The 13,997-nt window shown below is 68.2% G+C and carries 16 protein-coding genes; 8 read left to right on the forward strand and 8 right to left on the reverse strand.

Annotated elements, in window-relative coordinates; all coding sequences use genetic code 11:
• Window positions 1-8: 8 nt before the first annotated feature.
• Window positions 9-650, reverse strand: coding sequence for a hypothetical protein (locus BST13_RS28025; RefSeq protein ID WP_083167987.1), 642 nt, complete (start codon window positions 648-650; stop codon window positions 9-11).
• Window positions 651-856: 206 nt separating this feature from the next.
• Between BST13_RS28025 and BST13_RS28030 the strand changes: the two genes are divergently transcribed.
• Entirely contained in the window at window positions 857-2,137 is a 1,281-nt protein-coding gene (locus BST13_RS28030) for a cytochrome P450 (protein ID WP_083167990.1), read from the forward strand.
• Here the strand turns inward: BST13_RS28030 and BST13_RS28035 are convergent.
• Window positions 2,058-2,414, reverse strand: a complete 357-nt coding sequence (locus tag BST13_RS28035; RefSeq protein WP_083167992.1) for a hypothetical protein — start codon at window positions 2,412-2,414, stop codon at window positions 2,058-2,060. The genes BST13_RS28030 and BST13_RS28035 overlap by 80 nt on opposite strands.
• A gap of 156 nt (window positions 2,415-2,570) precedes the next feature.
• On the opposite strand from BST13_RS28035, the gene BST13_RS28040 reads away from it, so the two are divergent.
• Window positions 2,571-3,302 carry a helix-turn-helix transcriptional regulator gene (locus BST13_RS28040; RefSeq protein WP_095533740.1) on the forward strand — a complete coding sequence of 244 codons (732 nt, stop codon included), beginning with the start codon at window positions 2,571-2,573 and terminating at the stop codon, window positions 3,300-3,302.
• A gap of 8 nt (window positions 3,303-3,310) precedes the next feature.
• Here the strand turns inward: BST13_RS28040 and BST13_RS28045 are convergent, their stop codons facing one another.
• From BST13_RS28045 to BST13_RS28055, 3 genes are all read right to left on the reverse strand, one after another.
• Window positions 3,311-4,096: a L,D-transpeptidase gene (locus BST13_RS28045; protein WP_083167995.1), complete on the reverse strand. Its 786-nt coding sequence runs from the start codon at window positions 4,094-4,096 to the stop codon at window positions 3,311-3,313.
• A gap of 240 nt (window positions 4,097-4,336) precedes the next feature.
• On the reverse strand, window positions 4,337-5,641 hold the full coding sequence (locus BST13_RS28050) for a DUF7159 family protein (RefSeq protein ID WP_083167997.1): 1,305 nt from the start codon (window positions 5,639-5,641) through the stop codon (window positions 4,337-4,339).
• Window positions 5,642-5,902: 261 nt separating this feature from the next.
• The gene (locus tag BST13_RS28055; protein ID WP_083168000.1) at window positions 5,903-6,850 is read right to left on the reverse strand and encodes a threonine ammonia-lyase; all 948 of its coding nucleotides are present in this window, start codon (window positions 6,848-6,850) and stop codon (window positions 5,903-5,905) included.
• A 65-nt stretch (window positions 6,851-6,915) separates the two neighbouring features.
• Here BST13_RS28055 and BST13_RS28060 point away from each other — a divergent pair, with 65 nt between their 5' ends.
• From BST13_RS28060 to BST13_RS28075, 4 genes are all read left to right on the forward strand, one after another.
• Window positions 6,916-7,338 carry an acyl-CoA thioesterase gene (locus BST13_RS28060; RefSeq protein ID WP_083168002.1) on the forward strand — a complete coding sequence of 141 codons (423 nt, stop codon included), beginning with the start codon at window positions 6,916-6,918 and terminating at the stop codon, window positions 7,336-7,338.
• An 88-nt stretch (window positions 7,339-7,426) separates the two neighbouring features.
• On the forward strand, window positions 7,427-8,416 hold the full coding sequence (gene speB / locus BST13_RS28065; RefSeq protein ID WP_170064348.1) for an agmatinase: 990 nt from the start codon (window positions 7,427-7,429) through the stop codon (window positions 8,414-8,416).
• 76 nt (window positions 8,417-8,492) lie between these two features.
• Window positions 8,493-8,699 carry a hypothetical protein gene (locus BST13_RS28070; RefSeq protein WP_083168008.1) on the forward strand — a complete coding sequence of 69 codons (207 nt, stop codon included), beginning with the start codon at window positions 8,493-8,495 and terminating at the stop codon, window positions 8,697-8,699.
• 17 nt (window positions 8,700-8,716) lie between these two features.
• Complete coding sequence (locus BST13_RS28075) at window positions 8,717-9,043, forward strand: hypothetical protein (RefSeq protein ID WP_083168011.1); 327 nt, start codon at window positions 8,717-8,719, stop codon at window positions 9,041-9,043.
• On the opposite strand, the gene BST13_RS28080 is transcribed toward BST13_RS28075, so the two are convergent.
• The 3 genes from BST13_RS28080 to BST13_RS28090 form a co-directional block, all read right to left on the reverse strand.
• Window positions 8,985-9,884, reverse strand: coding sequence for a cytochrome c biogenesis CcdA family protein (locus BST13_RS28080; protein WP_083168013.1), 900 nt, complete (start codon window positions 9,882-9,884; stop codon window positions 8,985-8,987). The two genes, BST13_RS28075 and BST13_RS28080, sit on opposite strands and share 59 nt — an antisense overlap.
• Before the next feature lie 5 nt (window positions 9,885-9,889).
• Window positions 9,890-10,348 (reverse strand): protein disulfide oxidoreductase, encoded by a 459-nt coding sequence (locus tag BST13_RS28085; RefSeq protein WP_245839840.1) that lies wholly within the window; start codon window positions 10,346-10,348, stop codon window positions 9,890-9,892.
• A gap of 203 nt (window positions 10,349-10,551) precedes the next feature.
• The gene (locus BST13_RS28090) at window positions 10,552-11,022 is read right to left on the reverse strand and encodes a hypothetical protein (RefSeq protein WP_083168016.1); all 471 of its coding nucleotides are present in this window, start codon (window positions 11,020-11,022) and stop codon (window positions 10,552-10,554) included.
• A gap of 183 nt (window positions 11,023-11,205) precedes the next feature.
• Between BST13_RS28090 and BST13_RS28095 the strand changes: the two genes are divergently transcribed.
• Both BST13_RS28095 and BST13_RS28100 read left to right on the forward strand, forming a co-directional pair.
• On the forward strand, window positions 11,206-12,660 hold the full coding sequence (locus tag BST13_RS28095) for an ArnT family glycosyltransferase (RefSeq protein WP_083168018.1): 1,455 nt from the start codon (window positions 11,206-11,208) through the stop codon (window positions 12,658-12,660).
• A gap of 53 nt (window positions 12,661-12,713) precedes the next feature.
• Window positions 12,714-13,997, forward strand: coding sequence for a cytochrome P450 (locus BST13_RS28100; protein WP_083168021.1), 1,284 nt, complete (start codon window positions 12,714-12,716; stop codon window positions 13,995-13,997).

The following is a 13,997-nucleotide window of genomic DNA, read 5'->3' on the forward strand; positions in this document are numbered from 1 at the left end:
AGCCGCGATCACGGCAGCGGCGCAGGATCGGCCGGTGGCGGCGGCGCGAAGGGGTTCCACGGCGCAGGCGGTTGCGGGGCCGGGACGTTTGCCGGAGCCGGCGCGGTCCCGGGTGCCGGGGCCGCAGCGGGGGCAGGCGCGCCGGGCAGGACGGGGCCTGCCGGGGCGACGGTGTTCGGGCCCGGTGCGCCCTGCGGCGCGGGGCCACCCGGAGAGAGCGGCACGTTCGGGCCGGGCGCCTGGTTCGGGATCGGGGTGCTCATGTTGCGCTGCGCGAGACCCAGCAGCAGCGCCTGCTTGCCGCTGATCTCGTTGTTCTGGACCGCGTGCCACAGATCCTTGAGATAGCTCACGTTGGGGCTGTCGGGGTCCTGAGCGCTGGGATCCATGGTCGATCCCGGCGGCAACGAGTCCGGACTGGCCAGATGCGGGGTGCCCGAAGGCGGTGCCGGAAGCGCTCCAGGAGCGGCCGGATCGGCCCCCTGGGGCGCCGCTGCAGCCGCCTGCGGTGCCTGTGCGGCGCCGGGGTCCGGGGGCGGTACGGGCAAGCCTGGGTCGGCTGACGCCGCCGCTGCGATCGTCAGCGCGACGACGGGAGCCGACGCGCAGCACGCAGCCGCACACGCAAGCTTTCGGATGTCGACGGTCATCGGTGGCCTCTCGCTGTTACTCCAGGGGCTGATGGTAGCGCTGGGTCCATCGGCGGTGCCACCCAATCGTTACACCGAAAGAATCGGAACACGTTCCAAAATGGAGCACATCCGACTTTGTGTAACCCGCTGCACACCGCCCCAACTGTGGTGTAGCAAGGAGGCACAACACTACACAACGTCGTCGCGAGGGAGCACTCCACGCCATGCCGACTCTGAATCTCCCGCCCGGATTCGACTTCACGGACCCCGACATCTACGCCGAGCGCCTGCCGGTCGACGAGCTCGCCCAGATGCGGAAGCTCGCGCCGATCTGGTGGAACGAACAGCCGGTAGACGGCACCGGCTTCGACGACGGCGGGTTCTGGGTCGTCACCAAGCACAAGGACGTCAAGGAGGTGTCCCTACGTAGCGACGTCTTCTCCAGCCAGGAGAAGACAGCCCTGCCCCGCTACCCCGACGGCAGCATCTCCCAGCAGATCGACCACGGCAAGTTCGTGCTGCTCAACATGGACGCACCGCATCACACCCACCTGCGCAAGATCATCTCGCGGGCGTTCACGCCGCGGGCGGTGGAGAAGCTGCGCGACGACCTCGCCCGGCGCGCTCGCATCATCGTCAAGGCCGCGGCCGCCGAGAACGCCGGCGACTTCGTCGAGCAGGTGTCGTGCGAACTGCCGTTGCAGGCCATCGCCGGGCTGATGGGTGTGCCCCAAGAGGACCGCAAGAAGCTGTTCGACTGGTCGAATCAGATGGTCGGCAATCAGGATCCCGAGTTTGCCGGCAACGACGCCATCTCGGCGTCGGTGGAGCTGATCATGTACGGGATGAAGATGGCCGCCGAGCGGTCGGCCAAGCCCGGTGACGATCTGGTGACCACGCTCGTGCAGGCCGATGTCGAAGGGCACAAGCTCTCCGACGACGAATTCGGCTTCTTCGTCATCCTGCTGGCCGTGGCGGGCAACGAGACCACCCGCAACTCGATCACGCAGGGCATGATGGCGTTCACCGAATTCCCCGACCAGTGGGAGCTGTTCAAGCAGCAGCGGCCGGCCACCGCGGCCGACGAGATCGTCCGCTGGGCCACGCCGGTGACGTCGTTCCAGCGCACTGCACTGGCGGACACCGAACTGTCCGGGGTGCCGATCAAGAAGGGGCAACGAGTGGTGATGTTCTACCGCTCGGCCAACTTCGACGAGGACGTGTTCGACGATCCGTACACCTTCGACATCTTGCGAAACCCCAACCCGCACGTGGGATTCGGCGGCACCGGTGCCCACTACTGCATCGGCGCGAACCTGGCCAGGATGACCATCGACCTGATGTTCAATGCCATCGCCGACGAGATGCCCGATCTCTCGCCGCTGGGCGAACCCGAACGGCTACGGTCGGGTTGGCTCAACGGCATCAAACACTGGCAGGTCGACTACCGCGGTGCCGCGAATTCGAAATGCCCTGTGACGCACCGTGGTCAGGGTAGTCAATGATCGAACGCCAGTAGTTTTCCGGGATTTCGGCGCCTTCCCGCAGCACGATGGCCAGCCCAGTTGCCATTGCGATGCCCAAAAGGCCCAGCCACAGCCCGAATACGGCGATCACGATCCACAGCACCGCGGTCACCGCGGGCCACGGCGACACCATCGCCAGCACGGGCGCGAAGAAGAATCCGGTGCCCACATAGGCGGCAGACCCGGCGCGGTCGGCTGTCATCACGAAGCGCAACCAGCGTGGGATCGGCGCAGCTGGGCGCGTGGGGTCAGCCATGTCGCCTCCTGAAGTCCCGAGTTGTTGTCGACAACACCACGGTCGCCGGTCTGCGTAATGGGCGCAATTACCTGAGAGGTAGTGGCCCCGCGGCGTGCCATCGCCGAAACTGGTCGGGTGACCACGGCGACCAGGCAGTCATCCATCGGCACCCTGATGCGTGAGTGGCGGCAGCGCCGCCGGATCAGTCAGCTAGAGCTGGCGATCGAGGCCGACGTGTCGGCACGGCACGTCAGCTTCATCGAAACCGGGCGTTCGACACCCAGCCGGGCAATGGTGTTGCGGCTCGCATCAGTGCTGGATGTCCCACTGCGGGAACAGAATCGGTTGCTCATGGCCGCGGGTCTGGCCCCGGTGTACGGCGAACGATCCTTGGACGATCCCGATATGGCCGCCTTGCGGGACGGCGTGACGCGGGTGCTGGAGGCCTACCACCCGTACCCGTGCGTGGTCATCGACCGGTCCTGGAACCTGGTGCAGGCCAACGCCGGAACAGCGCTGCTGTTGCAGGACGTCGCCGAGCACCTGCTCGCCCAGCCCAATGCGCTGCGGATCACGCTGCACCCCGAGGGCATGGCGCCGCGGATCCGCAACCTGGCCGAGTGGCGCCATCATCTGATCAGCCGGCTGCAACGCGAGGTGTCCGTCAGCGGGTCCGACGAGTTGGCCGCCCTGCTGGCCGAGATCGAGGCCTATCCGGGCGGGTCGGCACCGATCCGGGATCTGGGCGGCGTCGTGGTGCCGTTGGAGCTGGACACCGAACACGGCCCACTGACGTTCCTGAGCACGGTCACGACATTCGGCACGGCGCTGGATCTGACCGCGGCCGAACTCAGCATCGAGGCGTTCCTGCCCGCCGACGCGACTACCGCGGCGGCGCTGCGCTGACCGGTGCGTCAGGCGTTGATGATGATCGGGTCACCGATGTTGACGGTGTTGAAGTACCACGCCGCGTTGTCCGGGCTGAGGTTGATGCAGCCGTGGCTGACGTTCGAGTTGCCCTGCTGGGCCACCGACCACGGCGCCGAGTGCACGTACACCCCGCCCCAGGTGACCCGGACCGCGTCGCTGACGGTGAGCTTGTAGCCCTCCGGATCGCTCAACGGGATGCCGATGGTCCGCGAATCCATCACCACGGTCTTCTCTTTCGACAGTGCGGTGAAGGAGCCGACCGGCGTCGGATGCTTGGGCTTGCCCATCGATGCGGGCATGGTGCGCGCCACCTGGCCGTCGATGCTGACGGTGAACGTGTGGGCGCTGATGTCGGCGACACCGAGCACCGTGGCGCCGGTCTCGAAGCTGGTCTTGAAGCCCTCGGCGGTCACAGAGATGGTGGAGTGGGCCGGGTAGAACGAGTCCGGGGTCCATCGCATGACGTCGTTGCTCAGCCAGGTGACCTTGCCCGTGGGGGCGGTCCCCGCCGAGGTGGTCACCCGCAGGCTGTGCTCGGCGGCGCCGCGGTCGATCACCGGAGCGCTGAACGTCACGGTCACCGGGTACGCCACCCCGACGACAGCGCCCGCCGACGGCTCGACCGTGGCCACCGGATTCGGCGTGCTGACGGCTGCCGCCGCGACGTTAACCGAGCCGGCGATGGCCAGCGTGGCGATCCCGATCACCGCAAACACTTTTCGGACCGATCCCAGCACGGTTCGAGGACCGGGCGACGAGGTGTTCAGCATTCCTGCAGTGTAGTTCGTCCCCTCCTCCCGCCGCGGTAATCGCAGGCCGAGGCCGGTAGGCGTCGCATCGGATTCACGAGGGAGGCGAGTCACGCTTACTGCATCGGCACGCGTCGCAGGAACGTTTCATCCACCCCTGGGTCGGCCCGCTGCAGCACTCGCCACCAGCAACACCGGGGCAGAACAGATCGCTCGCTACCGAAAACGACTCGGTAATTGCCACCGACCCTGCGGCGGGGTTTACGGCACCGGGGGCGGCGCCGGCACGTCCTGGGTCGCCGCCGGCTGGTCGGGCGCGGGGGCAGGCGGTTGCCCGGGCGCCGGTACACCGGCCTGGTCCGGAATCGGCTCGGTCGCGACGTCCGGTGCCGGATGCAGGCGCCCCAACCGCCCGAGGATCCGCATCCGCAGGGGCAGCTTGGTGGCGGGATCCTCCTGCGCGCCGGGAGCGGCGGGAATCTCGGCCGGCGGCAATCCGTCCGGTGGCGCAGCGGGCACGTCGGGCACCTGGCCGGGAACCTCCTGCGGGGCAGGCAGACCCGCAGGGGCCTGATCGACGCTGGGCTCGGCGACGAACTCCGGTGCCTGCAGTTGTGGCGCGGCCGGTTGCGCGGGCGCCGACTCGACAAGCTGGGCCGGTGGCTCCGGCGCAACGGCGACGCGTGGTGGTGTCGTCACGGCCACCGATGCGCCCGAGACATTGACGGCGGGGCGGGTGATCGGCGGAGCGGGTTCCTGACCCGTCACGAGTTGCATGCTCACGGCCACCGAGGTCGACACGACGAACGTCACCACACCACCGGCCAACATCGCGACCGGCGCGAATGTGGCTGCACTCCAACGTTTCCGGCGCATGGCGGGGCCACCGTCGAACATGAATCGACCGCGCCGCGCCGAGGACAGGGCGGCACCGCGGGCCAGCGCCAGCTCGGCTTCGGCCGGCGTGAACACCGGAACCCGGAGCGTGCGTTCCAACCGCGGCATGACCCCGGTCAGGTCACCGGCCGACCCGACCACCACCACCGCATCCGGACGCGAGGCGGTGGTTGCGAAAACCTCGCGCAGCCAATCGGAGAGCGCCTCGTCACCGTCGACGAGATGATTGACCGCACTGCGAACCGGCCCGCCTCCGGGCCGAACGGTCAGGGCGATGACCATCTCGGGTTCGATGACGCAGACCACCGTCGAGTCGAAACCGACGACATCGGCGATACCGCGCGCCAGCGCCTCGGTGGCCTGCGGCAACCGGACCGGCACCACACCCGGAAAGCCGGACTCGGGCAGCGTCCTCATCACCTGGGATGCCTCGCGTTCGGCGTAGTCGTTCCAGGTGACGCCGACCGAGCGCAACTCGTGGCCACTACCTGCCGCCATCTCGTCGAGCTGCACCACCGCGGACACGACCTCGTCGCAGACGTCGCGCTCGTCGTAGGCCCGCAGATCGATCGTGTCGTGGGCCAGCGTGGTGCCGTCGCCGTCGCGTCCCTCGACCAGGACCAGACCCACGCTGGATCCGGTCATCGAGACGCCGAGCACCGCGTCCACACGTACTCCCCTCGGAGCTGTGGCCACGAAACGGTGGCCCGCAAAAACGCGCGACAACGCAACATACCGCGGGCCCGGAAGTGTGGCCGCCGTCCACCTGTTCGGGCTGACCATACCCGGGCCTCGCCGAGCAAGTACACCTGGTGACCGGCCGCGTTGGTGACGGTGCGGCACGTCAATATGTGCTGCGCCACGAGAACCCGGTGGACAGGACCGGGCGTCGGTTTGCGGGCGATCCGCTGAATTTCCGCGCAAAGGGCCCTACCCGGCGAGGATGTGGCCCAACAGCGCCGGTTCGATGTTGCCGCCAGAGACGATGACCACCGCGGGACCATCGGGCAGCGTTCCGCGCCGGTAGCCGGCGAGCGCGACGGCACCGCTTGGCTCGGCGACCAGATGCGCACTGTGCGCCAATTCTCCTACTGCCGTTCGGATCTCGTCCTCGCTGACCGTGATGACGCCGTCGAGAACGTGTTGCAGGTGGGCGAATGTCAGCGCCGACGGGGTTGACCGTAGCCCGTCGGCGATGGTCCGGTTACGTTGCGCCACCGGCCAATCCACCAGGTGTCCGCTGGCCAGCGCTTCGGCGGTGTCGGCCGCGAGCTCGGGTTCGACACCGAACACCTTGGCCTGCGGGCACAGTGCGCGTATCGCGGTGCCGATCCCCGAGGCCAGCCCGCCGCCGCTGATCGGGATCAGCACCGTCGCGACACTCGGGAGGTCCTCGGCGATCTCCAGTCCTGCGGTGCCCTGACCGGCGATGATCGCGGGGTGGTCGAACGGCGGTATCAGGACACCGCCGGTACGTTCGACGAGTTCGGAGGCCACGCGTTCCCGCTGGCCCGCGGCACACAGCACCACCTGCGCGCCGTGCGCCCGGGTCGCGTCGACCTTGACCGCGGGGGTCTCCTCGGGCATCACGATGTGGGCGGCGACGCCGTACCGCGCTGCGGCGAAGGCGACCGCCTGGGCGTGGTTGCCACTGGAGTACGCCACCACTCCCCTGGCCCGCACGTGCGGATCCAGCAGGCCGAGCGCGTTGAACGCGCCGCGGATCTTGAACGCGCCGATGGGTTGCAGGTTCTCGGGCTTGAGCCACAGCGGACGGTCCGGGTCGCCCCATCCGGCAGGTAGCAGCGGGGTGCGCACCACGTCGGCGGCGATACGCCCGGCGGCGCCGCGGATGTCCTCGATCGTCACCAGTCTCACGTGGCAAGTCAACACCGCGGCGCTACAGTGGCTCGCGCCCGGGTGTCGGCGAAAGGGTGTCCCAGGTGTCGGTGTTCAGTTTTCCCATCGTGCCGCGCTATGCGGAGATCGATCAGCAGGGTGTGGTGTTCAACGGCCACTACCTGACGTGGTTCGACGAGACGTTCGGTGCGCTGCTGGATCACCTCGGCGAGAGCTACCCCGACCTCATCGCGTCGGGATTCGACGTGCAGGTGGTCCATAGCGAAATCGACTACCTGGCGCCGGTGCGGTGGCGAGACGCCGTGCGGGTCACCGCACAGTGCGAACGCCTCGGGACGACGAGCTTCACCCTGGGCTTTACGGTGCTGAGCTCCGGCGCCACCACCGCCGAACGGCCCGCGGTCACCGGCCGCAACGTCTACGTCGTCGTCTCCACCTCGGACTGGGCCAAACGACCGGTGCCCGAACCCGTCCGGTCTGCACTCAATTCCATTGCAGCGCAGTGAGTCTCACCGGTCGTCCGTAGCGCGTCGGCGGCGGCGGTAGGGTCGCCGCATGGGAGACCACGGAGCACACCGAGAACTGCCGCCAGGCATGGCCGAACAGCTCGACCTGCCGTACTCCGGGATGGTGTCGTTCGGCCACCGCCCCTTCCTGACCGAGGTCGACCAACTCGACTCGTGGCAGCCCGATGTCGCGATCGTCGGGGCCCCGTTCGACGTCGGGACCACCAACCGGCCCGGCGCGCGTTTCGGCCCGCGCGCCATCCGCGCCACCGCTTACGAACCCGGCACCTACCACCTGGACCTGGGGCTGGAGATCTTCGACTGGCTCGAGGTGGTGGACTTCGGCGACGCGTACTGCCCGCACGGACAGACCGAGGTGTCGCACTCCAACATCCGTGAGCGCGTGCACGCGGTGGCCTCCCGCGGCATCGTTCCGGTGGTACTCGGCGGCGACCACTCCATCACCTGGCCCTCGGCCACCGCGGTGGCCGACGTGCACGGCTACGGCAACGTCGGCATCGTGCACTTCGACGCGCACGCCGACACCGCAGACATGATCGAGGGCAACCTGGCCAGCCACGGCACGCCCATGCGGCGGCTCATCGAGTCCGGCGCGGTGCCCGGCACGCACTTCGTGCAGGTCGGACTGCGCGGATACTGGCCGCCGCAGGACACTTTCGAGTGGATGCTCGAGCAGGGCATGACGTGGCACACCATGCAGGAGATCTGGGACCGCGGCTTCAAGGAAGTGATGAACGACGCTGTCGGCGAAGCCCTGGCCAAAGCCGAAAAGCTCTATCTCTCAGTCGATATCGACGTTCTCGATCCGGCGCACGCGCCGGGCACCGGCACCCCGGAGCCTGGCGGCATCACCAGCGCCGACCTGCTGCGCATGGTGCGTCAGCTCTGCTACAGCCACGACGTCGCCGGCGTGGACGTGGTGGAGGTCTCCCCCGCCTACGACCACGCCGAGCTGACCGTGAACGCCGCCCACCGCGTGGTTTTCGAGGCGCTCGCGGGTATGGCCGCCCGGCGCCGGGACGCCGCCCAGGCCAAACCGGGCCCACCGGCCCGCTGACCGGCCCCGTTGAAACACCCTGGCGCCGGTAGGACAATCGGGGTGGCCATCGCGGACCGATCGGGGAGGAACGACCATGACGTATGCCGGCGACAGAACCTTCGACGACGACGCACCCGAGGCTGATGCGGTCGAACAGCTCACTCCCGTCACCGTCGACGACGATGACATGTCCGAACTCGGCCGGGTCCGGATATCGCCCGACACCGACGCCGACGAGGCGGACCTGATCGAACAAGCCACTGCCGTCCCGTTCGACGACGAACTGGACTTCGACCGCTGACCAGAGAGGACGCCGGCATGCGGATGCCCGAGGCGCTGGAAGCCCTGTCCACCGAAAGCGATGCCGACCGGGTGTTCGGTGAGCCGTATCAGACGCCCGACGGGGCCACCGTCATCCCGGTGTCCAAGGTGCGGCACCGCCGTGACGGCAGCCGGGTCGCCCGAGCGCTCGGCATGTTCGTGGTCAAGGACGGCAGGCCGACATGGGTCCCCGCCGTGGACGCCACCCGGCTGGCCTTGATGGGCGAGTTGATCGGCTTGGTCGCGGCGACGCTGGCCACCGTGGCTATGATCCGTCGCCCGCCGTGGCCGGACCTGCGGGGCGACCTTTCGCGCCGCGCCTGACCGTCAGTCGCCACACCGCGGCGGACAACACCAGTACGGCGAGCGCCGCCAGCCACGGCCACGCCCCGTGCTGATGGACCCAGCCCGCCACGGCACCCTGCACTCGACCGGCCGCTGCGATCACCGGGTCGTCAGGTGAGCCGTCCCCGCCGAACAGCCGGATCTCGTAGAGGCCGTAGTAGCCGACGTAGGCCCCGACCACGATCAGCAGCGCACCACTGATTCTGTTGACATACGGCACAATTCGCCGCATCCGCTCGACCACCACAGTGCTCGCCGACGCGGCGGCCACCGCGAGGGCACCGACGATCACCATGAATCCCGCCGCATAGGCACCGAACACGGCGATGCCACGCAGCGGTGTACCCGATCGGAAGCCCGCACCTGTGGCGGCCAGAAATGGCCCGACCGTGCAGGACAACGAAGCGACCGCGTAGCCCACGCCGTAGCCGAACATGGATCCCAGACGTGCCGTCGGAGCCCAATTGACATGACGAGTCACGGTGTCTCCGATGAGCAGGCCGAGATGCCGGCCCGCTAGCAGCCAGCCGCCGAGCCCCAGCAGGACCAGACCGATCAGCACCGTGACATAAGGGAGGTACCGCTGCACGGTGCTGGCCACCGCGACCGTCAACGCGGCGAAAAGCCCGAACACCGCGACGAACCCGGCCGTCATCGCCAGCGTCGCCAGCAGAGCCCGGCGCACCGCCCGCGGCCACGCCCCGTCGTCCGGCCCGCGCACGACCAGCGCGAGATACCCAGGCAGCAAAGCGAATCCACACGGATTGAGCGCCGCGACGAGGCCGGCGCCGAACGCCAGCCCCACCAGTTCGTCATTCACGCCGATCAGCGCAGCGCGGCCACCCGGCTGGCCAACTCGTCCTGCGGCATCGCCGCTGTCGGGTTGTTGACGAACGTCGACGATCCATCGGCGCGGTAGAAGACGTAGGCCGGTTGCCACGGCACGTTGTAGCGCGCCCAGATCGAGCCGTCGGCGTCGTTGAGATTGGTGAAGTTCAGGTGGTACTTGTCCACGAAGCCCTGCATCGCACCGACGTCGGAATGCGCGGCCACACCCACGAATGTCACGCCAGGGTTCGCGGCCGACACGGCGCTCACCCCAGAGGCCTCGGCGTTGCAGAACGGGCACCACGGCGTCCAGAACCACAGCACCGCAGGGTGCCCGGCCAGGGTGGAGCCGTTGAACGGTGCGCCCGAGAGGGTGGTCCCGGTGAACTGCATACGGTCGTCGGCGAGCGCTGCGGGCGGAGCCACCAACGCCAACCCGAGCACCACCACACTCATGACGGCGGCCAGGCCGAAGGTCAACATTCTCGGTCGCCGCCGCAATCGCGTACTCATGGCACATCTCCTCGGCTCAAGGTGCAGCGTGCACGCGGGTGCGCACACACACCCTTGACACGACCGTAGGCACACCCCGGTTCAAGGGGAAGAGCACAAACTGATGCCGCAGCGTCATACGCTGCGGCATCAGCCTGTTCGGCGGGTTATCCGACGCCGAAGATCGGGATGAACAAGCCGAACAGCCAGACACCCCACTGGCGAGGACCGTCATTCCACACGGGGGTCAGGTCGTAGCCGTAGTAGTTGATGGTCGGCGGCAACGGTCCACCCCGCCACTGATACGGCGGCGGCGGGCCCCAGCCCCACGGCGGCGGGCCCTGGCGGTCATCCCACCAGTCGTGCCGGTTGTTGGCCCACCATGGGCCCTTGTTGTCCCAGTCCCCGTGGTCGTTACCCCAACGGCCGTGGTCGTCGTTCCAGTCTGCGCGGTCGTTGTTCCACGGGCCACGGTCCGGACCCCGGCCGTTGCAGAACGGGAAGCAATCGTCCTGACCGTGTCCGGGCTGTAGCGGTGCGGGTACCACCGGGGCCGCCGATGCGGCCGGCGCGCCGGCGATTCCGATTCCGAGTGCGCCGACCGTCATCGCCGCTGCGACAAAATTCGTCAGTTTCATTCATGAACCTCCTACGTTGGTGACCCGGGCGCCTGCCATCCCCCAATGGCCGGGCGCCGTAACGTCTTGCGACAACACCGCGGCGAGACGTTCACCCCGTGTGAGTTATCGACGCGCCAGTCGCGAGCGTTACCCCCGCGTCGCTCCGCGACACGACATGGTGACGTGGCTAACCTGAAGGCAATGCCGCAAATCGCCACAGCCGAGCCGACCCGTTCGGCGCCGAAGTTCGCTGCGACGGCGGTGCTGCCGATCGCCGCGGTGACGGCGCTGGCACATTGCGTCGCAACACTATTGGGCACCGGCTACTGGTTCGACGAGGTGTACATGCTGGCCATCGGCCGGTATCACCTGGACTGGGGCTCGGCAGACCAACCCCCGGCCGCTGCCGCGCTGGCCGCCCTCATGGACGCCGCGGCGCCCGAATCTGTGTTTGCGTTGCGGGTGCCCGCCATGGTGGCCACCACGGTCGCCGTGGTGCTGGCGGCGATGATCGCGCGGGAGTTCGGCGGGGAGCGCCGGGCCCAAACATTGACGGCTGTGACGCAGGCAACAGCACTGTGGCCGACGCTGACGGGGCACTGGTTGACGCCCTACACGCTCGAACCGGTGCAATGGCTGGCCATCATGTGGCTGCTGATCCGCTGGATCCGAGTGCGCGACGATCGACTGCTCGTGGCGCTCGGCGTGGTGGTTGGCCTCGCGGTGATGACGAAGTTCCAAGTGTTACTGCTGTGTGCGGTGTTGCTCGTGTGCATAGCGGTCTGCGGGCCGCGCGACCTGCTGCGCCGCCCGGCGCTGTGGCTCGGCGCAACGATCGCGATCGCCGTGGCGGCACCGACGCTGTGGTGGCAACAATCGCACGGATGGCCACAACTGCAGATGACCCGGGTGGTCGCCGGTGAAGCCGAAGCGCTGTACGGCGGACGCCCGGGTGTCGCGGTGCAGCTCATCGTCTACGCGGGTGTGCTCGGAGTGGTCCTCGGCCTGTACGGCGCATGGCAACTGCTGCGCGCGCCGCATTGGCGGCAGTACCGGTTCATCGCGGCCACCGCCGTGGTGCTGTACGTGGTGTTCGTCGCGACGCTGGGCCGTCCGTACTACCTGGCGGGACTCTACGGCGTGCTCGCCGCTGCAGGCGCGGTGAGCCTGCAACTGCGACGTGCCGACAAGCCCGCCAACCGACTCTGGCCGGCCCGCGTCGGCGTATTGGCAAGCGTCGCAACGGCGGTACTCATCCTGGTGTTCTCCGTCGGGGCCACCCGATCCGACATCGGCGAGAAGATCGCCCGCACCACCGCACAGGTCTACCAGAACCTGCCGGGCACGCAGCGCGAACACACCGCGCTGCTGGGCGAGTCCTACATCGTGGCGGCATATCTCGACGGATACGCACCGCGGTACGCCCTGCCGCCGGCCTACAGCACCAATCGCAGCTACGGCTACTTCGCTGCACCAGCCGATTCGGTGGACACCGTCCTCTATGTGGGCCGCAGCCCCGAACCGGTGCGTCGCTACTTCGGCTCCGCCGACAAGCTCGGCACGGTCAACGACGACCTGGGCATCTATGTGCTGCGCGGACGTCAGCAGCCATGGCAACAGATCTGGCCGCAGCTGCGGACACTGACCGTGTCCTGAGCGCTGTGCCGAATGCCCACCACGCGGCGGGCGGACGCTCTACGCTCGATTGGATGGTCTGCAACGGCATCGCGGCCCGGCCCAACGGCGCCCCGCCACCAGAGGTTCCTCTGTCCGAGATCAACTTGGGCTCTTGGGAGTTCTGGGCGCTCGACGACGACATCCGAGACGGCGCGTTCGCCACCCTTCGCCGCGAGGCACCACTGTCGTTCCAACCCGAGTTCGTCCAAGAGGGAGCGCCGGTCGGCAGGGGGCACTGGGTGGCCACCCGGTACGACGACGTGTTCCACGCCAGCCGCCACCCGGATATCTTCTCCTCGGCCAGCGGCATCACGATCGGTGACGAAAACCCGGAGCTGGCAGAGTATTTCGGGTCGATGATCGCGATGGACGATCCCCGGCACACCCGGCTGCGCAATATCGTCCGCAGTGCCTTCACACCGCGGGTGGTGACGCTGATCGAGGACTCGGTCCGGGCGCGGGCGCGCAGCCTGGTGGCCGCGATGACCGCGCGGCATCCCGACGGGCGCGCCGATCTGGTCGAGGAGCTGGCCGGTCCGCTGCCCCTGCAGATCATCTGCGACATGATGGGCATCCCCGAGCACGACCATCAGCGTGTCTTCCACTGGACCAACGTCATCCTCGGCTTCGGCGACCCCGACATCACCACCGACTTCGAGGAATTCTTCAGCGTGGCAATCGAAATCGGTGCCTACGCCAAGGACATGGCGGAGGCTCGGCGGTCCGAACCGGGCATCGACCTCACCACCAGCCTGGTGCAGGCCGAGGTGGACGGCGAGCGGCTGACCTCCGCCGAGATCGCGTCGTTCTTCATCCTGCTCGTGGTGGCGGGCAACGAAACCACCCGCAACGCCATCAGCCACGGCATGCTGGCGCTGAGCCGTTATCCGGAGCAGCGTCGGCGGTGGTGGGCCGATTACGACGAGCTGGCTCCCACGGCGGTCGAGGAGATCGTGCGGTGGGCCTCTCCGGTGAGCTACATGCGGCGCACCGTCACCCGCGACACCGAGCTGGGTGGCACGCCGTTGGCCGCGGGTGACAAAGTCACGCTGTGGTACGGGTCGGCCAACCGCGACGAGACGAGATTCGCCGATCCGTGGTTGTTCGACGTCGGGCGCCACCCCAACCCCCATCTCGGGTTCGGTGGCGGTGGCACACATTTCTGTCTCGGGGCTAATCTTGCGCGGCGCGAGATCACCGTGGCCTTCGAGGAGCTGCACAGGCAGGTGCCCGACATTGTCGCGGTTGCCGAGCCCGACCGGCTGCAGTCGGCATTCATCCACGGCATCAAGCGGTTGCCGGTGGCGTGGGCTTGA

It is taken from the genome of Mycobacterium aquaticum (genome assembly GCF_002086485.1).
Lineage (GTDB): Bacteria > Actinomycetota > Actinomycetes > Mycobacteriales > Mycobacteriaceae > Mycobacterium > Mycobacterium aquaticum.

Bases quoted from the DNA above. Each gene is read 5' to 3' on its own strand.
- BST13_RS28025 (WP_083167987.1), bottom strand. From the start codon at position 650: ATGACCGTCGACATCCGAAAGCTTGCGTGTGCGGCTGCGTGCTGCGCG.
- BST13_RS28030 (WP_083167990.1), top strand. From the start codon at position 857: ATGCCGACTCTGAATCTCCCGCCCGGATTCGACTTCACGGACCCCGAC.
- BST13_RS28035 (WP_083167992.1), bottom strand. From the start codon at position 2,414: ATGGCTGACCCCACGCGCCCAGCTGCGCCGATCCCACGCTGGTTGCGC.
- BST13_RS28040 (WP_095533740.1), top strand. From the start codon at position 2,571: ATGCGTGAGTGGCGGCAGCGCCGCCGGATCAGTCAGCTAGAGCTGGCG.
- BST13_RS28045 (WP_083167995.1), bottom strand. From the start codon at position 4,096: ATGCTGAACACCTCGTCGCCCGGTCCTCGAACCGTGCTGGGATCGGTC.
- speB (WP_170064348.1), top strand. From the start codon at position 7,427: ATGGCCGAACAGCTCGACCTGCCGTACTCCGGGATGGTGTCGTTCGGC.
- BST13_RS28070 (WP_083168008.1), top strand. From the start codon at position 8,493: ATGACGTATGCCGGCGACAGAACCTTCGACGACGACGCACCCGAGGCT.
- BST13_RS28075 (WP_083168011.1), top strand. From the start codon at position 8,717: ATGCGGATGCCCGAGGCGCTGGAAGCCCTGTCCACCGAAAGCGATGCC.
- BST13_RS28085 (WP_245839840.1), bottom strand. From the start codon at position 10,348: ATGAGTGTGGTGGTGCTCGGGTTGGCGTTGGTGGCTCCGCCCGCAGCG.
- BST13_RS28090 (WP_083168016.1), bottom strand. From the start codon at position 11,022: ATGAAACTGACGAATTTTGTCGCAGCGGCGATGACGGTCGGCGCACTC.
- BST13_RS28095 (WP_083168018.1), top strand. From the start codon at position 11,206: ATGCCGCAAATCGCCACAGCCGAGCCGACCCGTTCGGCGCCGAAGTTC.
- BST13_RS28100 (WP_083168021.1), top strand. From the start codon at position 12,714: ATGGTCTGCAACGGCATCGCGGCCCGGCCCAACGGCGCCCCGCCACCA.